General features: G+C 65.0%; 17 protein-coding genes. 13 read left to right on the top strand and 4 right to left on the bottom strand.

Annotation, left to right across the window (positions count from 1 at the left end):
- The first annotated feature begins 13 nt into the window (after positions 1-13).
- The 3 genes from nuoL to nuoN are packed head-to-tail and all read left to right on the top strand — an operon-like array spanning position 14 to position 4,976.
- Positions 14-1,882 (top strand): NADH-quinone oxidoreductase subunit L, encoded by a 1,869-nt coding sequence (gene nuoL / locus QM615_RS02470; RefSeq protein WP_283346966.1) that lies wholly within the window; start codon positions 14-16, stop codon positions 1,880-1,882.
- Positions 1,883-1,917: 35 nt separating this feature from the next.
- Positions 1,918-3,417, top strand: a complete 1,500-nt coding sequence (locus QM615_RS02465; RefSeq protein ID WP_410482237.1) for an NADH-quinone oxidoreductase subunit M — start codon at positions 1,918-1,920, stop codon at positions 3,415-3,417.
- Complete coding sequence (nuoN, locus tag QM615_RS02460; protein ID WP_283346965.1) at positions 3,414-4,976, top strand: NADH-quinone oxidoreductase subunit NuoN; 1,563 nt, start codon at positions 3,414-3,416, stop codon at positions 4,974-4,976. Before QM615_RS02465 ends, nuoN begins: the two co-directional genes overlap by 4 nt.
- An 11-nt stretch (positions 4,977-4,987) precedes the next feature.
- Here nuoN and QM615_RS02455 read toward each other — a convergent pair whose 3' ends face one another.
- Entirely contained in the window at positions 4,988-5,467 is a 480-nt protein-coding gene (locus tag QM615_RS02455; RefSeq protein ID WP_283346964.1) for a DUF4188 domain-containing protein, read from the bottom strand.
- Positions 5,468-5,543: 76 nt separating this feature from the next.
- Between QM615_RS02455 and QM615_RS02450 the strand changes: the two genes are divergently transcribed.
- The gene (locus QM615_RS02450) at positions 5,544-6,137 is read left to right on the top strand and encodes a TetR/AcrR family transcriptional regulator (protein ID WP_283346963.1); all 594 of its coding nucleotides are present in this window, start codon (positions 5,544-5,546) and stop codon (positions 6,135-6,137) included.
- Here QM615_RS02450 and QM615_RS02445 read toward each other — a convergent pair.
- Together QM615_RS02445 and QM615_RS02440 are read right to left on the bottom strand one after the other, a co-directional pair.
- Entirely contained in the window at positions 6,131-7,051 is a 921-nt protein-coding gene (locus tag QM615_RS02445; RefSeq protein WP_283346962.1) for a YdcF family protein, read from the bottom strand. The genes QM615_RS02450 and QM615_RS02445 overlap by 7 nt on opposite strands.
- Before the next feature lie 126 nt (positions 7,052-7,177).
- A complete protein-coding gene (locus QM615_RS02440) occupies positions 7,178-7,432 on the bottom strand; it encodes a hypothetical protein (RefSeq protein WP_068050740.1) in 255 nt (84 codons plus the stop codon).
- Between the two features lie 278 nt (positions 7,433-7,710).
- Between QM615_RS02440 and QM615_RS02435 the strand changes: the two genes are divergently transcribed.
- The 6 genes from QM615_RS02435 (at position 7,711) to QM615_RS02410 (ending at position 18,102) form a co-directional block, all read left to right on the top strand.
- Entirely contained in the window at positions 7,711-9,201 is a 1,491-nt protein-coding gene (locus QM615_RS02435; protein ID WP_502941867.1) for an aldehyde dehydrogenase family protein, read from the top strand.
- A gap of 25 nt (positions 9,202-9,226) precedes the next feature.
- The gene (locus tag QM615_RS02430) at positions 9,227-10,738 is read left to right on the top strand and encodes an APC family permease (RefSeq protein WP_283346960.1); all 1,512 of its coding nucleotides are present in this window, start codon (positions 9,227-9,229) and stop codon (positions 10,736-10,738) included.
- 12 nt (positions 10,739-10,750) lie between these two features.
- Positions 10,751-12,298 carry a GMC family oxidoreductase gene (locus QM615_RS02425; RefSeq protein WP_283346959.1) on the top strand — a complete coding sequence of 516 codons (1,548 nt, stop codon included), beginning with the start codon at positions 10,751-10,753 and terminating at the stop codon, positions 12,296-12,298.
- A complete protein-coding gene (locus QM615_RS02420; RefSeq protein WP_283346958.1) occupies positions 12,288-14,210 on the top strand; it encodes a putative nucleotidyltransferase substrate binding domain-containing protein in 1,923 nt (640 codons plus the stop codon). Before QM615_RS02425 ends, QM615_RS02420 begins: the two co-directional genes overlap by 11 nt.
- Positions 14,211-14,234: 24 nt before the next feature.
- Entirely contained in the window at positions 14,235-16,913 is a 2,679-nt protein-coding gene (locus tag QM615_RS02415; RefSeq protein ID WP_283346957.1) for an MGH1-like glycoside hydrolase domain-containing protein, read from the top strand.
- An 82-nt stretch (positions 16,914-16,995) separates the two neighbouring features.
- Positions 16,996-18,102, top strand: coding sequence for an alcohol dehydrogenase catalytic domain-containing protein (locus QM615_RS02410; protein ID WP_283346956.1), 1,107 nt, complete (start codon positions 16,996-16,998; stop codon positions 18,100-18,102).
- A gap of 24 nt (positions 18,103-18,126) precedes the next feature.
- Here the strand turns inward: QM615_RS02410 and QM615_RS02405 are convergent, their stop codons facing one another.
- Entirely contained in the window at positions 18,127-18,915 is a 789-nt protein-coding gene (locus QM615_RS02405) for an ABC transporter ATP-binding protein (RefSeq protein ID WP_283346955.1), read from the bottom strand.
- A 94-nt stretch (positions 18,916-19,009) separates the two neighbouring features.
- Here QM615_RS02405 and dapB point away from each other — a divergent pair, with 94 nt between their 5' ends.
- Genes dapB through QM615_RS02390 form a run of 3 tightly spaced genes read left to right on the top strand, consistent with a single transcriptional unit; the run spans position 19,010 to position 20,696 of the window.
- A complete protein-coding gene (gene dapB, locus QM615_RS02400) occupies positions 19,010-19,768 on the top strand; it encodes a 4-hydroxy-tetrahydrodipicolinate reductase (RefSeq protein ID WP_283346954.1) in 759 nt (252 codons plus the stop codon).
- A gap of 50 nt (positions 19,769-19,818) precedes the next feature.
- On the top strand, positions 19,819-20,238 hold the full coding sequence (locus QM615_RS02395; RefSeq protein WP_052047573.1) for a hypothetical protein: 420 nt from the start codon (positions 19,819-19,821) through the stop codon (positions 20,236-20,238).
- Between the two features lie 5 nt (positions 20,239-20,243).
- Positions 20,244-20,696, top strand: a complete 453-nt coding sequence (locus QM615_RS02390; RefSeq protein WP_283346953.1) for a flavodoxin family protein — start codon at positions 20,244-20,246, stop codon at positions 20,694-20,696.
- Positions 20,697-20,703 lie beyond the last annotated feature (7 nt).

Raw genomic sequence — 20,703 nt, 5'->3', positions numbered from 1 at the left:
CGGGGGAACAACGATGTCGATCCTGTGGCTTCTTCCGGCTCTGCCGGCGTTCGGTGCGGCGTTCCTGTTGCTCGGTGGCCGGCGCTGCAACTCCTGGGGGCATCTGGTCGCGACGGCGGCAGCGGTGTCGTCGTTCGTGGTGGCCGCGGTGGTGTTCGCCTCGATGCTCGGGCGTGACGAGTCGAACAGGACGCTCACCCAGACCCTGTTTCGGTGGGTTCCGGTCGACGAACTGCAGGTCGACTTCGGCTTGCGCGCAGATCAACTGTCGATCTGTTTCGTCCTGCTGATCACCGGAGTCGGGTCGCTCATACACGTCTACTCCATCGGCTACATGAGCCACGACGCCGAGCGGCGGCGCTTCTTCGCGTACCTCAACCTGTTTCTCGCCGCCATGCTGCTGCTTGTTCTGGCCGACAACTTCCTGGGCCTCTACCTGGGGTGGGAGGGAGTCGGTCTGGCGTCGTATCTGCTGATCGGCTTCTGGCAGCACAAGCCGTCGGCTGCATCGGCTGCCCGAAAAGCGTTCGTGGTCAACCGAGTCGGTGACATCGGCCTGGCCGTTGCGCTGATGATCATGTTCGTGAACTTCGGCTCCGTCCAGTACGACGACGTGTTCGCCGGAATCGGCGAGGCGAGCGAATCGGTGGCAACCGCCATGGCGCTGATGTTGCTGTTGGCGGCGTGTGGAAAGTCGGCGCAGGTGCCGCTGCAATCGTGGCTCGGGGACGCCATGGAGGGCCCGACACCGGTGTCGGCATTGATTCACGCGGCCACGATGGTCACGGCCGGGGTGTATCTCATCGTTCGCTCCGGACCGGTGTTCGAGGCGTCGCCCACCGCCCGCGCGGCCACCGTCACCGTCGGGGCGGTCACCTTGCTGTTCGGTGCTGTCATCGGTTGTGCGAAGGACGACATCAAGAAGGCGCTCGCGGCGTCGACTATGAGTCAGATCGGGTACATGGTGCTCGCGGCCGGGCTCGGCCCCTCCGGTTACGCCTACGCCATCGTGCTGTTGATCTCGCACGGCTTCTTCAAAGCGGGCTTGTTCCTGGGCGCGGGCTCGGTGATGCACGCGATGAACGACGAGACCGACATGCGACAGTTCGGTGGACTCCGCGCCGCGATGCCGATCACGTTCGTCACGTTCGGCCTCGGCTATCTCGCGATCATCGGACTGCCGCCGTTCTCCGGCTTCTTCGCCAAGGATCCGATCATCGAGGTCGCATTCGCCGCCGAGGGAGTGGCAGGTCCGATTCTCGGCTGCGTGACATTGCTCGGTGCAGGGCTGACGGCCTTCTACATGACTCGGGTGATGCTGTTGACGTTCTTCGGTCCGAAACGCTGGTCCGCGCAGGCACATCCGCACGAGGCGACGGCGACGATGACCGTCCCGATGATCGTGTTGGCCGTCGGCTCGGTGGCGTCGGGAGCCTTCCTCGCGGTGGGTGGGCGCCTCGAGGCATGGCTGGACCCGGTGGTGGGATCGGAACTCGAGGAGCACGCGATTCCGGCCTGGGTGGTCACCGCCGCCGTCCTGGTGGTCGTGCTGGTCGGTGCGAGCATCGCGTACCGCAAGTACATCGCGAACGAGGTTCCGCCGACACCACCCGAGGATGTCTCGCCCCTGACCCGAGCTGCACGTGCCGATCTCTACGGAGATGCCGTCAACGAGGCGGCATTCATGCGGCCAGGACAGACACTCACGCGCGCACTGGTGCACGCCGACAACGGTATCGACGCCGTCGTGGACGGGGTGGGGAGCTCGATCGGTGGCGCATCGACGCGGTCCGGACGGCTGCAGACGGGCTATGTGCGGTCGTATGCGTTGGCGATGTTCGCGGGAGCCGTTCTCGTGGTACTGATGGTGGTGGCTCTGTGACGACTCCCTGGTTGACCGTCCTGTGGGTGCTCCCGATGCTCGGTGCGATCGTCGTCGCCCTGGTACCCGCCGCTCGCCCGACCGTCGCGCGCAGTGTCGCAGTGGGTTTCGCTGCTGGAACACTGGTCGTGTCGGTCGCCCTGGCAGTGTCGTTCGACTCCGGTGGTGATCGGTACCAGTTCGTCGAAGACCATTCGTGGATAGCGGCTTTCGGTGCGCGGTACACCCTCGGACTCGATGGAATCGGCCTGGTCCTGGTTTTGCTCACCACCGTTCTCACGCCCTTGCTGCTCGTCGCGGGCTGGTACGACGGCAGTCGCGTCGCGAATTACGGCTCCCGTCGGGTGTCGCACACGTACATGGCGTTGATCCTTGTGGTCGAGTCGATGGTGCTCGTGTCGTTCCTCGCGTTGGACGTGTTGTTGTTCTACATTTTCTTCGAGGCGATGCTGATTCCGATGTACTTCCTCATCGGTGGTTTCGGGGGAGTGCACCGAACGCGCGCCGCGGTGAAGTTCCTGTTGTACAACCTGTTCGGCGGTCTGATCATGTTGGCTGCCGTCATCGGCCTGTACGTGGTGACCGCGCGACCCGACGGGCCTTTCGACGGCGGGACATTCGATCTGCGCGCGATCGCCGACGCGGCGGCATCGGGCGGACTCGGTGTGGATCCGATGGTTCTGAACGCACTGTTCCTCGGCTTCATGTTCGCGTTCGCGATCAAAGCACCGTTGTGGCCGTTCCATTCGTGGTTACCCGACGCCGCAGTGCAGTCCACACCCGCCACGGCGGTGCTGATGATGTCGGTGGTGGACAAGGTCGGCACGTTCGCGATGCTGCGGTTCTGTCTCGAACTCTTTCCCGGCTCGTCGCAGACGTTCGCGCCGTGGATCATCACACTTGCAGTCATCGGCATCGTCTACGGCGCGATACTGGCGATCGGCCAGACCGACATGATGAGACTGATTGCCTACACCTCGATTTCGCACTTCGGATTCATCATCCTCGGTATCTTCGCCATGACCGGTCAGAGTCAGGCCGGTGCCACGCTGTACATGGTCAACCATGGAATCTCCACGGCCGCACTGTTCTTGATCGCAGGCTTCCTCGTGTCGCGTCGAGGATCACGAGCGATCGCCGACTACGGCGGTGTGCAGAAGGTGGCACCGGTGCTTGCCGGAACGTTCCTGATCTCGGGACTCGCCACACTCTCGTTACCCGGCCTCGCCCCGTTCGTGAGCGAATTCCTCGTGCTTATCGGCACGTTCGGTCGATACGGAGTCGCCGCGATAGTGGCCGCCGGAGCCCTCGTGCTGTCGGCGATCTACATACTGTGGCTCTACCAACGCGTCATGACCGGGCCGGTCCGGGAGGGCAACGAGACGGTGCCCGATCTCGTTCGCCGCGAGCTGGCCGTGGTGGTGCCGTTGATCGCGTTGCTGATCGTGCTCGGGGTGTATCCGAAACCCGCGCTCGATGTCATCACTCCGGCAGTGCAATCCACGATCGTCGACAGTTCAGGAGGTCAGCGATGACCACACCCGAGGTGCAGTACGGTCTGCTGGCACCGATGCTGATCGTGTTCTCGGTCGCAGTTCTCGGTGTTCTCGTCGAGGCGTTCGTGCCGCTGCGAGCCCGTCGGATCACGCATGTGGGTCTCGCTCTCGCGGGACTGGTGGCGGCGCTGGCGGCCATCCTGGGTCTGGCAGGCACCGAGGCGTCGGCGATGTCCGGTGCGGTTGCGATCGACGGGCCGACGCTGTTTCTGCAGGGAACCATTGTGCTGGTGTCGATTCCGGCGATCGCGCTGTTGGCGGAGCGCACCGTTGCAGTCACCGGGGCCGGTGCCGAGCGTCGCATCGATTCGTTCACGCCGCAGGCATCGACCACTCCGGGCAGCGTGGCGGAGAAGGAGGCGATAGACGCTGGCGTCGCCCAGACCGAGGTGTTTCCTCTGGCGATGTTCGCGATCGGCGGCATGTTGCTGTTTCCGGCGTCCACGGATCTGTTGACGATGTTCGTGGCGCTGGAGGTGTTGTCGTTGCCGCTGTATCTGCTCTGCGGACTGGCCCGACGACGTCGGTTGCTCTCGCAGGAAGCTGCCCTCAAATACTTTCTGCTGGGCGCGTTCTCGTCCGCGTTCTTCCTGTTCGGGGTTGCCTTCCTGTACGGATACGCCGGAACCGTTCGGTTGGACGGCATCGCCGACGCCATCGCGGTGGACGGTCAGGGCAGATCGCTCGCGCTGATCGGAACCGCCCTGCTCGCGGTGGGTCTGTTGTTCAAGGTCGGTGCTGTGCCGTTCCATTCGTGGATTCCCGACGTCTACCAGGGTGCCCCCACTCCGGTGACAGCTCTGATGGCCACGTTGACCAAGGTCGCGGCGTTCGGTGCGATTCTTCGCATCTTCGGGGTGGCGCTTCCCGGTCTCGAATCGAGTTGGCGGCCGATGCTGTGGGTCGTGGCCATCGCGACCATGGTGCTGGGTTCCGTTGTCGCGGTGACGCAGACCGATGTCAAACGGATGCTGGCGTACTCGTCCGTCGCGCACACCGGGTTCATCCTCACCGGAGTGACGGCATTGGGTGCTTCGGGTGAGGTGGGTGATTCGGGTGTGTCGGCCACGATGTTCTATCTGCTGGCCTACGCCTTCAGCACTCTCGGAGGGTTCGCGATCATCGGGTTGGCGCGCGATGAACGCGGTGAAGTGAGCGATCTGGAACGGTGGGCCGGAATCGGTCGTCGGTCACCGCTGGTGGCGGCAGTGTTCGGGTTGTTCCTGCTCTCGTTCGCCGGCATTCCGCTCACCAGTGGATTCATCGGCAAGTTCGCGGTGTTCAGCGCTGCCTCGGGCGCTGGGGGAGCGGCACTGGTCGTGGTCGGAGTGGTGTGCAGCGCGATTGCAGCGTTCTTCTACGTGCGGGTGATCGTGCTCATGTTCTTCACCGATCCGGGAGAGCGGACCGCCACGATCGTGCGGCCGACGGCGTCGGTGTCGTGCGCGATCGGGGTCTCGGTGGTGGTCACCGTGGCCCTCGGAGTCTTCCCGCAGCCCGTTCTCGACCTGGCTGCGCGTGCCGGGAACTTCCTGTAGCCGTCGAGCAATCAGTTCGGAGACTTCATTCGCTGCTTCCACGTGTGCGAGCCGCTACCGACCGGGAGTCCACCGATGGCTCCCGCGAGTCCGAACGCAGGCATGTTGACGTAGATCGCCTCACTGTTCTGTGCTGTCGCGGTATAGGTTTCGTGCCACACACCGACATGGCGGGTCGCGGCTACCGATCGATTGAAGGCGCGCCAGGCGGGTGCATGTGGTGCGTCGGGGTCGGAGGCGAACCGGGTGAGGTCCTCGGCGTTGCGCCAATAGCTGACCAGCATGGTGGTGCGTCCCAACCACGAGTGGTAGCCGAGCATCCCGGATGCGGGATCCCGCTCGAGATGGCCGAGCATCCGCGGCATCGCCCGCACCGCGGGTAGCCAGGAGCGAACGGCAAGGGGATTGTTGATGCGCATTCCGATGAGGAAGACCGTGACGGTGTCTCGTTCGGATTCGACCGTGGTGCGGCCGTCGATGATGGTTGGCATGACGTGTTCCCGTCCGTTCGATGATCGAAGCGTTGTGTGACACTGTTATAAAACACCGTTGTGATAGGTTTCGCAAGTGGCGAGACCAAGAATTCACGACGCCGAGTTGCGGACCCGGCTACTCGAGGCCGCGGCGGAAACCGTTGCGCAGCAAGGCGTCGACTCGTTGTCGCTACGTAAACTCGCGGCTGCGCAGAGCACCTCGACCACCGCGATCTACTCACTGTTCGGTGGTCGCGCCGAGCTGCTCGTGGCACTGTTCGCCACGTCGTTCTCGAGTTTCGGGGACGCTCAGCGCGGGGTTCCGGTCACCGGCGATCCCGAGGTCGATCTGCGTGAATTGGCTATCGCGTACCGAGACTGGGCGCTACGCAATCCGCATCTGTACGCGGTGATGTTCGGCGGAGTACTCGGTTCGATCGATGTATCCGACGAGGCGCAACTCGCATCCGCGGCTATGGACCCGCTCCGGGCGGCGGTGGCACGCGCCGTTGCGGACGGCATCATGGCCGGGGCGCCGGTCGAGTTGATCAGCCACTCGTTCTGGGCGATCGTGCACGGTCTGGTGTCGTTGGAACTGGCGATGCCGACGAACTCCGACGACGAGACCCGTCGGGCGATGTTCGAAGCCGGAACGGAGTCGGTGCTGCGAGGGTGGACGCGTCAGTAGGTGCGCGGGATCCCGAGGATCTTGGTGGCATCGACGGTCATGCCCAACCGTGCCGTCGGAGCGAGTGCAGGCAGATCCGGAAGATCGTCGGGAGTTGCTGTCGCAGCGCCGATCACGTCGCCGCCCGCGATCTCGAAGTCGGAGATCGCTCGTCGAAGATGACTGGGGGTCGTCGCCAGCACGAGATCGTCGACGCCGATCTCGGCGGCCAGTGCGGTAGCTCGCTGTGCGTTCTGCACCGTCGAATTCGCGGTCGATTCGGTGTGAATGCGGTCGGCCGCGATGCCTTCATCGACGAGCCATCGCTGCATCGCCTCGGCCTCGGTGACGCCGCTCTGCGGATTTCCGCCGGTGACGATGATGGGGGACTCGGGGGAGCGCTCCGCGGCGGCGACGGCCGAGCGCAGACGCTCCACCAACTCCTGGGTCGTGCTGCCGTCGCCGTTCAGGCCCAGACCGAGTACCACGATCGCGGTGCGGGGTCCGTCGGTGATCGGGTCGAAGTCGATTGTCTCCGTCGCGGCTTCGTCGATGACGGCGATGGCCCGGTCGACTGCATCGGCGAGGGCGGGAGACAGCGTGTGCAGGCGAGCCGAGTGTTGCGCAAGCGCATCGGTATCGGCGGTCGCGTTGGCATAGAACGTTTGCAGCGCTGCCACGTTGGCGTCGTCCGGGGCGGCGAGTGCGAGTGCGTCGAGGGCAGCGAAACCGTCGTCGTAGCGCCCCTTCACCAGTGCGTCCTGCGCGCCGTTGTACTGATCTGCGTCGGCCGAGCGGACCGACTCGGCGGCGGTTGCCGGGGCCGACGCCTCGGGATCGGCCACTGCCGTGAACGAGCCGAAACCGACGGCGAGGGCAGCGGCACAGGACACGACGGCAACGCGAACGGTCGGGTGTCCTCGGCCTTGTCGCACTGCTGACGTCCTTCCGAACGGTGACGGGTTTCCGCCACCCTAGCTCAGTTCGGTGCCTGTGTGACTGGTGTGAGCAGAGTTGTTCGAGTTACATGAATGTACTTCTGAGCAGGGATTGTCCTGCCCTCACATCGTGACAGGGGCGCGTCCGCGATCGGCGGGTTCGATGGTCACCTCGGCATCGGGAAGGAACACCCTTTCGGTCGTCGTGGTTCCGTCGACGCCGTCGGTCACCGTCACCGCCACGCTCTCGGCAACCTGGCCCGCGCTCTCGATGAACCCGGTCGCGACACCCTCCTCTATGAGCAGGTGATCACCCACCAGGAGAAGAAGCTCGTCCGCCGTCACCGTTCGTCTGCCGCCCACATCTTCGATAGTCATGAATCCCAGCGTAATGCGCTGCGCTGCACTGTGCTGTTGCATGTCCGACACAGTGCCGTCGCATGTTCGACAATCGCAGCAGGAAAAGGGGCGGAGGCCAATGCCTCTCAGCGGGGAGGACGGTATGTTCGCGCATCGGTCCGCGGGACGACGAGGTTCACGAACGGATCGACGGGACCGCCGGGCGCTGAGGGCATAGCGTAGACACACGACACGACCCCCATACGGAAGAAGGTGTTTCGGTGACCGACTCCGATGCAGGATTCGACCCGACCGCGCTGCGGCCCTCGTTGTTCGTCGACGGGCAGTGGCAGGGATCCGGTGACGGCGGAACCCGAGACATCGTGAACCCCGCGGACGGCAGCACGGTCGCCGTCGTGGACGAGGCCACTCCGGACGATGCTCTGCGCGCGGTGGCCTCGGCGCGGGCGGCGTTCGACGACGGGCCGTGGCGGTCGGTGACGGTGGGTGAGCGCAGCAATCTGTTGAATTGCATCGCAGATCTGCTCCAGAGAGACAAGGCCGAGCTCGCTCGTATCGAGACTCTCGATACCGGAAAGACGTTCGGCGAGAGTGAAATCGACATCGACGACGTGACGTCGGTCTTCCGCTTCTACGCCGATCTCGCAGTGGTCGAGGCCGATCGTCTGATCGACGTCGACCGACCCGAAATCATCAGCCGAGTGGTGCACGAACCGATCGGCGTCTGCGTCATGATCGCGCCGTGGAACTATCCGCTGCTGCAGATCTCGTGGAAGATCGCCCCGGCGCTGGCGGCCGGCTGCACGATGGTGCTCAAGCCGAGCGAGGTGACTCCGCTCAGCACCATCGCGTTCACCAAGCTGGTGGAAGAAGCCGGAGTACCGGCCGGTGTGGTCAACCTGCTGCAGGGCAGCGGCGCGGTTCTCGGGGACGCGCTCACCAGGAATCGCGACGTCGACTTCATCTCGTTCACCGGTGGATTGGCGACCGGCAGGCACATCTTGGCCGCGGCGGCCGAGAATGTCACCAAGGTGGCCGTCGAGCTCGGTGGCAAGAATCCACATATCGTGTTCGCCGACGCGGTGGCCGACGATCAGGCATTCGCCGACTCGGTCGACAACGTCCTGACCGGAATCTTTCTGCACTCGGGCCAGGTGTGTTCGGCCGGCACTCGACTCATCATCGAGGAATCGGTCGCCGACCGCTTCGTTGCAGCCGTGGCCGAACGCGCGAAGACCATCGTGATCGGTCCGGGGATGGACCCGGCGAGCGAGACCGGGCCACTGGTATCGCAGGCGCAGCGCGAGAAGATCGAGGCCTTCGTCGCGGGCGGGATCGACGAGGGCGCAACGCTGGTCATCGGCGGAACGAAACCGGACAATTCGGCTCTCGACCAGGGTAGCTATTTCCTACCGACGATTTTCGACCACTGCGATCGGTCCATGAATATCGTGCAGGAGGAGACATTCGGGCCCATACTCACAGTGGAGCGCTTCGATACCGAGGCCGAAGCACTCCTGTTGGGCAACGATACTAATTACGGTCTCGCCGCGGGAGTTCGGACATCCGACGCCGCGCGAGGCGAAAGAATGGTACGTGGGCTTCGCCATGGCACGGTGTGGCTCAACGACTTCGGCGTCTACACCGCGGCCGCAGAATGGGGCGGCTTCAAGCAGTCCGGCAACGGCCGCGAGCTCGGGCCGTCCGGAATGTCCGAATATCAAGAGGCGAAGCATATTTGGCACAACACCTCACCCACGGCGGCGGGGTGGTTCGGCACCCGATGACGACGAGATCGGAAAGGCCAGGCGCATGGCACTACTGAACGACAATTCGAGTGGAATGGACGACTTCGGCTACAAGGAGTCACTCGATCGAAGTCTCGGCAAATTCGCCAGCTTCGCCGCGGGCGTCAGCTACATCTCCATTCTCACCGGCACGTTCCAGCTGTTCTACTTCGGTTTCGGCACCGCCGGGCCGGCGTACCTGTGGTCGTGGCCTGCGGTCTTCGTCGGTCAGCTCTGCGTGGCCCTGTGCTTCATGGAGTTGGCCGCGAAGTATCCGGTGGCGGGATCGGTGTACAACTGGGCGAAGCTGTTGGGACGCAGGATCGTCGGATGGTCGGCGGGCTGGTTGATGCTGACGGCATCGATCGTGACACTGGCCGCCGTTGCCCTCGCTCTGCAGCTGAATCTGCCCCGCATCTGGAGTGGGTTCCAGATCATCGGTGACGGCTCGGGTGCCACCGACTTCGCGGCCAACGCAGTGTTGCTCGGTGCGATTCTGATCGCCATCACCACCACGATCAACGCGCTGGGCGTTCGACTGATGGCGATGATCAACAGCGCGGGTGTGTTCATCGAACTCATTGCGGCCGTGTTGATCGCAATTCTGCTCGCGGCCAACATCACTCGCGGGCCCGAGGTGTTCTTCTCCTCCAACGGCTACGGTGCCGGTGAGAGCGGCGGCTACCTCGGTGCCTTCCTGGTCGCGTCGCTGGCGTCGGGTTATGTCATGTACGGATTCGACACCGCGAGCTCGCTCGGGGAGGAAACCGTCGAACCTCGGCGCACCGCCCCCAAAGCGATCTTCCGCGCCATCCTCGCGTCGTTCGTCATCGGCGGAGCCATCCTGGTGTTCGCCGTCATGGCCGCGCCGGACCTCGACGATCCGTCGCTCGGCAGCCCGGACGGCAGCCTGCAGTCCATCGTCGAAGCGGTGATGTGGGGCCCACTGGGCACCGTCTTCCTCATCTGCATCGTCATCGCGGTCTTCGTTTGCTCTCTCGCAGTGCACACCGCGGCGATCCGGCTCACGTTCGCCATGGCGCGAGACAACGCGTTGCCCTTCGGCGAGAGTCTGGCCAAGGTGAATCCGAAGACCCAGACCCCGGTGGTGCCCGCGGTGACCATCGGCGTCCTGGCCATCGTCATTCTCGTCGTCAACATCGGTCAGCCGCAGATCTTCACGGTCCTCACCTCGATCGCGATCATCATGATCTACCTCGCGTATCTGATGGTCACCGGGCCGCTGTTGGTCAAACGAGTCAAGGGCGAGTGGCCGCCGGCAGATCTGAAGCCCGGCGGGTACTTCACGATGGGCAGGTGGGGCCTTCCGGTCAACATCGCGGCAGTGGTGTGGGGCGCAGGAATGGCGATCAACCTCGCGTGGCCGCGCGAGGCCGTGTACGGAACCCCCTGGTACAACACGTTCGGTGCGTTCGTCTACATCGGCGGCATCCTGGGCGTCGGCCTGCTGTGGTACGCAGTCAAGGGACGCAAGCACATCGGCACTCTGAAATCACATGCCTCCACGGGCGACTAGAAGGAGCGTGCAGTGACAGACACCCAGTTCGATTACGTCGTCGCAGGTGGCGGGACGGCGGGGTGTGTCCTCGCCGCGCGGCTGAGCGAGGACCCCTCCGTCAGTGTCTGCCTCGTCGAAGCAGGTCCGACCGACGTCGGCGACAAGGCAATTCTCGAACTGGTGGAGTGGATGCATCTGCTCGACTCCGGCTACGACTGGGACTATCCCGTCGAACCGCAGGAGCGCGGCAACAGCTTCATGCGGCACGCGCGGGCGAAAGTGCTCGGTGGCTGCTCCTCGCACAACTCCTGCATCGCCTTTCACCCGCCTGCGGAAACCCTCGACGATTGGGCGGCTGCGGGCGCTACGGGATGGGGCGCGTCGGAGATCCTGCCGTTCGTCGCGCGCGTGGAGAACAACGACACCGGTCGTGGACACGACGGCCCGGTGCGGATTCGCGACGTGCCTCCGAACGATCCGTGCGGTGCGGCAGTGCTCGAATCGGCCGCCGGGGTAGGTCTGCCCACGGTCGCATTCAACCGCGGAACGCCTGTTCTCAACGGTGCGGGTTGGTTTCAGATCAATGCGGGAGAAGACGGCTCACGCATGTCGACTTCGCACGCCTACCTGCACCCGATCATCGGCACGCGGCCGAACCTCGAGGTGCGCACGGACTGCTGGATCAGCGAGATCCTGATCGACGAATCGCTGACCGCGACCGGAGTGCGGTACCAACGTCCCGATCTCACCGGATACGACACGGTGTCCGCGCGGCGCGAGGTGATCGTGACCGCCGGAGCCATCGATACGCCGAAGCTGTTGATGCTCTCCGGAATCGGACCGGCGGCCCAGCTGCGCGAGATGGGAATCACGGTGCGAGTCGACTCGCCCGGTGTGGGTGAGAACCTCGACGACCACGTCGAAGGGCTGGTGTTCTGGGAGGCCAGCAAGCCCATGGTCACCACGTCCTCGCAATGGTGGGAGATCGGAGTGTTCGCGCAGACCGACGACTCGCTGAACTACCCGGACGTCATGATGCATTACGGCAGCGTGCCGTTCGACATGAACACCCTTCGCTGGGGGTACCCGACCACCGACAACGGTTTCTGTCTCACGCCCAACGTCACCCAGGGGCGCTCCCGGGGCACTGTTCGGTTGCGCAGCAGGGATTTTCGCGATCGGGCAAAGGTGGATCCTCGCTACTTCACCGACCCCGACGGCCACGACGACGCGGTGATGCTCGCCGGTCTGAAGCTCGCTCGTCGGATTGCCGCGGACGGTCCGCTCGCAGGCTGGATCGAACGAGAGCTTGCTCCCGGACCCGATGCTGTCACCGACGACGACCTGCTGGACTACGTGCACAAGACCCACAACACGGTCTATCACCCGGCAGGCACGGCGCGGATGGGATCGGTGGACGACACCATGGCCGTGCTGGATCCGGAGCTGCGCGTCAAGGGCATTGCGCACCTGCGCGTGGTCGACGCGTCGGCGATGCCGAAGCTGCCGTACGTCAATCCCAACATCACGGTGATGACCATGGCGGAGAAATGCGCCGACCTGATCCGTGGCGGATAGATCGGAGCTGGCCGATTTTCTCGGCGCGCATCCACCGTTTCAGGGCGCGCCACCGGCAGTCCTGGCCGAGCTGGCTGCCTCGGCCGTCGAACGCGAGTACGGCAGTGGCGCATGGGTTGTGGACCGTCCACAGATGGACGCCTCGGCCGATGCCGACACCGTGTGGGTGGTGCGTACCGGGCGCGTGGTGATCACGCACCCGGACGACACCTCACGCACCGACGTTCCCATCGACACGATAGGTCCGGGTGGGGTATTCGGATTCTCGGCGCTGCTCTCGGGTGGAACCGTCGAATTCTGTGCGCGGGCAACCGAACCGAGTGTCGTTCTGCAATTGCCCGGTGCGCTGGTTCGGCCGTTGTTCGCCACGCCCGCCGGTCTGGCGTTTCTGGCCGATGCCGTCAACTCCTCTTCTGCGTACCGTGGGGGACCGGCGGAGGGCAGCGCCGGTCGGACCGTCGGTGAATTGGTCTCTGCGCCTGCGGTGTTCACGCCCGTCGGAACCACGGTCCGAGATGCGGTCCGGCACATGACCGAGCAGGGCAGCTCCTACGTTCTGGTTCCGCTGCGGGGATCGCGCCACGGCATCTTCACCGACCGCGACCTCCGAATTCGTGTGGTGGCCGCCGGTATCGGCGTCGATACGCCGATCGAGCGGGTCATGACGTCGCCCGCCGAGACCGTCACGGCGGACCGGTTGGCCGGCACCGTGCTGATGGACATGCTCGAGCGAGGCCTGCGGCACATGCCGGTGGTGTCGACCCGCGGTGAGGTACTCGGCGTCGTCGAGGATTCGGATCTGCATGCCGCGTCCACCCGACGCAGTTTTGTGGTCCGGCGAGCTGTGGCATCGGCGTCGACCTCCGCCGAACTCGCCGACGCAGGCAGGCTCGTGCCCCGCCTGGTGGTGGATCTGTTCAAAGGCGGAACCGATGCGATGGCGGTCAGCGCGATCCTCTCCGTCGTGGTCGACAGCCTCGTTCGCCGGGCCGTCGAGATCGAATGGACCGCACGTCCGGACGTGCCGCGTGACCACTTCGCCTGGATCACTCTCGGCAGCGTGGCGCGTCGAGAAGCGATGCCCTCCTCGGACGTCGACAGTGCATTGACCTGGGCGGATGCCACCGCAGATCCCGATGTGCGAGGGACATCGAACGCGGTGTCGTGGACCCGCGACGAGGCGTTGATGGACTTGGCCGCCCGTGTGCACGTGAGCCTCGACAGTGCCGGATTGCCGTCGGACACCAACGGCGCGGTCGCGAGCTCGCCCCGATTCGCGCGCTCGGCCGGTCAATGGGAAAGGGCCGCTGCCCATTGGCTCAGCAACCCGTTCGGCGAACGTGGCAATCCGGCGGAAGACTCCGGCCTCATCATGTCCTCGTTGATGATCGACGGCAGAGTGGTGTGGGGCCCGAAAGAATTGCACACGGTGCCCGAGGCCTACCGACGACTCCTGGTCGATCACCCCGACGCCCTGCGGTTGCAACTGCGGGACGCCCTCGCCGGACGGGCTCGGCTGCGATCGCTTCGAGACGTGTTGGCTCGGCGCGGCGGCACGTTCGACCTCAAGGCCCATGCCCTGACGCCCATCGTCAACCTCGCTCGGTGGGGTGGGCTGTCGGTCGGCATGGCATCGGCCTCGACCCCCGCGCGGCTCGCGGCGGCGTCGGGCAACGGCATGCTCTCCGAACGAGATGTCGCTGCACTGTCCGAGGTGTTCGAGCTGCTGCAACGGCTCCGACTGTCGCATCAGATCGACCAGATCACGGCCGGCCACCGACCCGGTGACGTGCTGATCATGGCAGATCTGTCACCTCTGGAGCGGAGTCTGCTCACCGACGGCATCCGCGAGATCGCCGCGGTGCAACGACGCGTCGGGTATCTGGCGGCCAACGTCGGCGTGCATCGATGACCGGCAACGACCAGACTGTGTGCCGTGACCACCAATCCCGTGAGCGTTCCCATCCCGTCGACCGTCGAACACCATCGGTTGGCGGAATCGCCCGGGGTCAGCGGACCGTGGCGTCAGTGGGGCCCGTACCTGGCGGGGCGCCAGTGGGGCACGGTGCGTGAGGACTACTCGGAGGACGGCAATGCCTGGGCGTCGTTTCCGTTCGATCAGGCGCACAAGCGCGCCTACCGCTGGGGCGAGGACGGTATCGGCGGAATCTGCGACCGCTTCGGGTTCCTGAACTTCTCGTTCGCACTGTGGAATCGAAAGGACCCGATCCTCAAGGAACGCTTGTTCGGCCTCGCCAACGAGGAGGGCAATCACGGCGAGGACGTCAAGGAATACTTCTGGGCCGTCGACGGAACACCGACGCACAGCTGGATGCAGTGGCTCTACCGCTATCCGCACGCGGAGTATCCGTACGCCCGCCTGCGGGAAGAGAATGCTCGACGCGGACGTGACGACCGCGAATACGAGCTGGCCGACACCGGCATCCTCGACGAGAACAGATTCTTCGACGTTCAGGTCACGTACGCCAAGGCCTCACCCGACGACATCTGCATCACCATCTCGATCACCAACCACGGCCCCGAGGCGGCATCGGTCGATCTACTGCCGCACCTGTGGCTGCGCAACACCTGGTCGTGGGGACGCGACGACCGTGGCGGCACACTTGCCCAGCTGACCCCACCGGATCTGATGGCAGGTGGACTCGAAGCCATCGCCGTCGACCACGGATTTCTCGGTCGCTACTACCTCAGTGCCGAGGGAACGCCGGCAGTTCTGTTCTGCGACAACGAAACCAATGCCGAGGCTCTGTGGGGGCAGGAGAACATCTCGGCGTACCCCAAGGACGGCATCGGCCGCCGGGTCGTCGACGGCGAGCTCGATGCGGTCAACCCCGAGCAGACCGGTACGAAGGCTGCGTTCTGGTACCGCTTCGACGACATCGCCTCCGGTGCAACGGAATCGGTCCGACTGCGGTTGTCGCCCAACCGACCGGACGAGCAGACGTTCGGGGCCGGATTCGATGCCGTCAACGTCGATCGCCAGGCCGAGGCCGACGAGTTCTACGGCGCCGTGATCGGCTCCGACCTCACCGACGTCGACCGGCACGTGGCGCGGCGCGCCTACGCGGGCTTGCTGTGGACCAAACAGCTCTATCGATACGACGTGGAGGAGTGGATCGAGGGCGACAAGGTCGGTGCTCCGGCACCGGACTCGAGGCAGAACCCGGGTGGGCGCAATGCGCACTGGCGTCACCTGGCGTTGGCCGACGTCATCTCGATGCCCGACGAGTGGGAGTACCCGTGGTTCGCGGCCTGGGACCTGGCCTTTCACGCGATTCCGTTGGCGCACGTGGACGCCGATTTCGCCAAGGAGCAGTTGGTGCTCATGTGCCGGGAATGGGCCATGCACCCCAACGGCCAGCTGCCCGCGTACGAGTGGGAGTTCGGTGACGTCAACCCACCCGTGCACGCATGGGCGGCATGGCACGTCTACCGCATCGACGGCTACCGGGATCGCGAGTTCCTGGTGCGGGTGTTCACCAAGCTGCTGCTCAACTTCGCCTGGTGGGTCAACCGCAAGGACTCCGAGGGCTCGAACATCTTCGAGGGTGGATTCCTCGGTATGGACAACATCGGATTGTTCAACCGATCGGCACCGCTGCCTCCCGGCTTCCGGCTCGAGCAGTCCGACGCGACGAGTTGGATGGCGTTCTACTGCCAGCAGATGTTCAAGATCGCACTGGAACTCGCGCGGCACGACAGCGCCTGGGACGACGTCGCGACCAAGTTCTTCTCGCACTTCCTCTCGATCGCGAAGGCGGTCAATTCGTTCGGTTCTCAACACATTTCGCTGTGGCACGAGGAGGACGGCTTCTTCTACGACGTCCTCGTGCAACCCGAGGGCGATGCGGTACCGATGCGGGTTCGGTCGATGGTGGGTCTGCTTCCGATTCTCGGGGCGACCGAGATCCCGCCGTGGGTCGAGGAGGAATGCCCGGACCTCACCGCCCGCCTGCGTTGGATTCAGCGTCGACGGCCGGAGATGGTCAGCCCGCTGCTGGCTCGGCGTGAGGGTGGCGAGGTGCGCATGCTGCTGACGCTCGTCCAGCCCGAGCGGCTCAAGCGCATCCTGGCCCGCATGTTCGACTCCGAGGAGTTCTTGTCGCACTTCGGGATTCGTTCGCTCTCGGCCTCGTACCGAGAACCGGTCACGTTCGACGTCGACGGCCGTAGCCTGTCCATCGAATACGAGCCGGGGGAGTCGCGCACCGGCATGTTCGGCGGCAACTCCAACTGGCGCGGCCCGGTGTGGTTCCCGGTGAACGTGCTGCTCGCCGACAAGCTCCGCGCCTACGGCCGGTACTACGGCGACTCGTTCACCATCGAGATCCCCACCGGCTCGGGCAACCACCGCACCCTCACCGACGCCGCCGATCTGATCGACAACGGTCTCGCCGGACTGTTCCGACCGGTCGACGGCAAGAGACCCGCGGACGGCGAGCGCATCGAATCCAGCCTCGACCCACTGTGGAGCCGGCATCCCAGTTTCAACGAGTACTTCGACGGGGACACCGGCGAGGGACTCGGGGCCACGCACCAAACCGGGTGGACGGCACTGGTTGCGCACCTGCTCAGGCCGCGTCTGCCGCTGTAGTGCGCTACGCGCAGTGGTGCGGTTGAGTGCCCCCCACGGCACTTTTCCACACCACTGCAGCGGAGCCGCATAGTCTGGCGGGATGAAGATTCGCGGCGCAGTACTCGAAGAAATCGGCCGATCTCGTCCCTTTGCGGACTCGCATCCCATCACCGTCTCCGACCTCGAGCTCGGCTCGCCCGGAGACGGCGAACTGCTGATCCGGATCGAAGCCGCGGGGCTGTGCCACTCGGATCTGTCGGTGGTCGACGGCAATCGAGTTCGTCCGGTCCCGATGCTGCTCGGCCACGAGGCCGCAGGCCGCGTCGAGGAAGTCGGCCCCGGTGTCGACGACATCGCGGTCGGCACCCGTGTCGTCATGACGTTTCTCCCGCGCTGCGGCGAATGCGCCGGGTGCGCCACCGACGGCCAGATGCCCTGCGTCACCGGCAGTGCGTCGAACAATGCCGGGACGCTGCTCGGCGGCGGCATCAAGTTGCACCGTGACGGGGAAGAGGTCAAGCATCACCTCGGAGTCTCCGGATTCGCCACACACGCGGTGGTCAGCCGAAAGTCGGTGGTGCCGGTCGAGGACGACATCCCGGCCGACATCGCAGCAGTCCTCGGTTGTGCGGTACTGACCGGCGGCGGCGCGGTGCTCAACGCCGGTACTCCGAAGCCCGGGCAGTCGGTGATGGTGGTGGGCCTCGGCGGCGTCGGCATGGCAGCTGTTCTGACGGCCGTCTCGGTGGGTGCCGGTGAGGTGATCGGAGTCGACGGGGTCCCGGACAAGCTCTCCACCGCAACCGATCTGGGTGCAACGCAGGTATATTCGCCGACCGAGCTCGCCGAGAAGGGAATCAAGGCCGATATCGTCATCGAGGCCGCCGGCAACGCCCGAGCCTTCGAAACTGCCGTCGCTGCAACGGCTCCCGGCGGCAAGACCATCACCGTCGGTCTCCCCGCACCCGACGCCCGATCATCCATCTCGCCGCTGGGCCTGGTGGCGGAGGCGCGCACGATCATCGGCAGCTACCTCGGCTCGGCGGTGCCGGCACGCGACATCCCGACCTACGCCCAGATGTGGCGTGAGGGAAGGCTTCCCGTCGAGAAGCTGATCTCGTCGAGAATCACGTTGGACGAGATCAACCGCGGCATGGACGAATTGGCCGACGGTAACGCGATCCGTCAGGTCATCGTCTTCGACTGAGTTTCAGCTGTCTTCGACCGAGCATCAGCGGTGGGCCGCCGTGGCGACCCACCGGCCGCGTTGCTTCGAGATCTCGATGGGATGGTCGAAACACTCACTGATGTTGTCGGTGGTCAGCACCGCGTCGACGGCTCCCTGCGTCTGCACTCTTCCGTCACGGATGAGCAGGGCGTGGGTGGTCGAGGTCGGGATTTCCTCGAGGTGATGAGTCACCAGAATGCTGGCCAAAGTCGGGTGTTCGGCGCGCAGCGAGTCGAGTGCACTCAGGAGTTGTTCGCGGGCAGCGAGATCGAGCCCGGTGGCGGGCTCGTCGAGCAGCAGCAGCGCCGGATCGGGCAGTAGTGCGCGGGCTATCAGTGCCCGTCCTCGCTCGCCCTGCGAGAGGGTGTGCCACGACGCGTCCACGCGGTGGGCGACCCCCAGCGACTCGACGAGCCGGTGGGCGCGCGCAATCTGGTCCTCGGTGGCCGACCATCTCGGAATCAGATCCGGTGTGTTGGTCAGTCCGGTCAACACGACCTGGAAGAGCGTCAGCGGAGCCTCGACCCTCAGGCGTGGATCGACGTGGCCGATGTGCGTCCGCAACTCGCGCATGTCCACACGCCCGAGGCGATGGCCCAGAACGTGCACGGAACCGTGAGTGGGATGGACGAGCGCGCCGAGCAAGCTGAGCAGGGTGGATTTGCCCGCGCCGTTGGCGCCGAGCAATACCCAGTGCTCGCCTTCCTCGACCCGCAGCGTTGCATCGCTGAGCAGGTATCGGCCACCGCGGACGAGATCGACTCGGTCGGCGAACAGGACGCTGGAAGTCACCGGACGACCGTAGCGGCCGGGGCGGACCGTGGAGAAGTAGGCTCTGAAGTCGGTAGAAGCGACAAGACGACGACGAAACGAGTGTGGGTACGACGTGAGTGCAACGGCACCTGTTCGAGTAGGGGTACTGGGGTCACGCGGCAAGGTAGGTCAGGCAATCTGTGCCGCCGTCGAGGCAGCCGACGATCTCGACCTCGTGGCAACCGTCGACCAGGGCGATCCGCTGGCGAACTTCGTCGACGCGAACGCCCAGGTGGTAGTCGATTTCACCCATCCCGACGTGGTGATGGACAACCTGCAGTTCCTGATCGAGCAGGGCATCCATGCAGTGGTCGGCACCACCGGATTCGATGAGCAGCGCCTCGAACAGGTTCGCGAATGGCTGGCGGGATCGCCGCAGACGGGTGTGCTGATCGCGCCGAACTTCGCCATCGGAGCGGTGCTGTCGATGCGGTTCGCACAGCAGGCCGCCCGGTTCTTCGACTCGGTCGAGGTGATCGAACTGCACCACCCCAACAAGGCCGATGCGCCGTCGGGAACGGCGTACCGCACTGCCGCGCTGATTGCCGAGGCACGCGCCGCCGCAGGCACTCCACCGAGCCCCGACGCGACGACGACCGAACTCGACGGCGCACGTGGTGCCGACGTGGACGGAGTGCGTGTGCACTCGATCCGGCTCGCGGGACTCGTTGCGCATCAAGAGGTTCTGCTCGGCACACAGGGGGAGACGCTGAGCATTCGGCACGACTCGCTCGATCGCACGTCCTTCGCGCCTGGAGTCCTTCTCGGAGTTCGCGAGATCGCCGGGCGACCCGGGTTGACCGTCGGTCTCGATCCGCTGCTGGATCTGTGAGCTGATCGACGGTGAACAAAACGACGAAGGTGCTCGCCATCATCACGGTGATGGTGCTGATTCTCGGCTTCTACTTCTTCCTGCTCGGCCAGCGCGGTGTGACGCTGATCCAGAACGGCGGCGTGGCCAGTATCTCCTTGGGGATCGGGGTCCTGCTGCTGCCGATACTCGGGTTGTGGATCGTGTGGGCCACCCTCAAAGCCGGCTTCGACCACCAGAGGCTGGCCTCGCGCATCCACGAGGAGGGCCTCGAACTCGACGTCGCGGATCTTCCGCGTAGGCCGTCGGGACGGATCGAACGCGATGCCGCAGACGAGTTGTTCCAACAGGTCAAGACCGAATGGGAGAAGGATCCGGACAACTGGCGAAACTCCTATCGTCTGGCTCGTGCCTACGATTACGCCGGTGACCGCGGGCGGGCCCGCGAGACGATGAAACGTGCTGTGGCACTGGAACGCGCAGAGAACTGACACCGGTGACGCGCACCCTTCTGGTCGTTCATCACACCCCGAGCCCGCTCACTCGTGAGCTGCTCGAGGCAGTTCTCGGCGGCGCGCACGACCCCGAGATCACCGGCGTGGACGTGCGCAGTGTGCCTGCACTCGGCGCTACCGTTCCCGATGTGCTTGCCGCAGATGGGTTTCTGTTCGGAACACCGGCGAATTTCGGATACATGAGCGGAGCTCTGAAACACTTCTTCGACACCGTGTACTACCCGTGCCTCGGTGCCGTTGCCGGAAAGCCCTACGCCGCTTGGGTTCACGGCAACGACGACACCGTGGGCGCCGGACGGGCCATCGAGAAGATCGCGACGGGTTGGGGCCTCGAGAAGGTCTTCGGCACCGTGCACCTCGCCGAGAGCGGCAAGTCCGCACGTGAACGCTGCTACGAACTCGGCGGAACTGTCGCAGCGGGGCTGTCGGTCTGACGGATAC

This window comes from Rhodococcus sp. IEGM 1341 (genome assembly GCF_030056895.1).
GTDB lineage: Bacteria > Actinomycetota > Actinomycetes > Mycobacteriales > Mycobacteriaceae > Rhodococcoides.
This window is presented reverse-complemented; position numbering and strand designations above follow the sequence as displayed.

Excerpts from the sequence above, each read along its gene's own strand:
- nuoL (WP_283346966.1), top strand. The coding sequence starts at position 14 with ATGTCGATCCTGTGGCTTCTTCCGGCTCTGCCGGCGTTCGGTGCGGCG.
- QM615_RS02465 (WP_410482237.1), top strand. The coding sequence starts at position 1,918 with ATGCTCGGTGCGATCGTCGTCGCCCTGGTACCCGCCGCTCGCCCGACC.
- nuoN (WP_283346965.1), top strand. The coding sequence starts at position 3,414 with ATGACCACACCCGAGGTGCAGTACGGTCTGCTGGCACCGATGCTGATC.
- QM615_RS02455 (WP_283346964.1), bottom strand. The coding sequence starts at position 5,467 with ATGCCAACCATCATCGACGGCCGCACCACGGTCGAATCCGAACGAGAC.
- QM615_RS02440 (WP_068050740.1), bottom strand. The coding sequence starts at position 7,432 with ATGACTATCGAAGATGTGGGCGGCAGACGAACGGTGACGGCGGACGAG.
- QM615_RS02430 (WP_283346960.1), top strand. The coding sequence starts at position 9,227 with ATGGCACTACTGAACGACAATTCGAGTGGAATGGACGACTTCGGCTAC.
- QM615_RS02410 (WP_283346956.1), top strand. The coding sequence starts at position 16,996 with ATGAAGATTCGCGGCGCAGTACTCGAAGAAATCGGCCGATCTCGTCCC.
- QM615_RS02395 (WP_052047573.1), top strand. The coding sequence starts at position 19,819 with ATGGTGCTGATTCTCGGCTTCTACTTCTTCCTGCTCGGCCAGCGCGGT.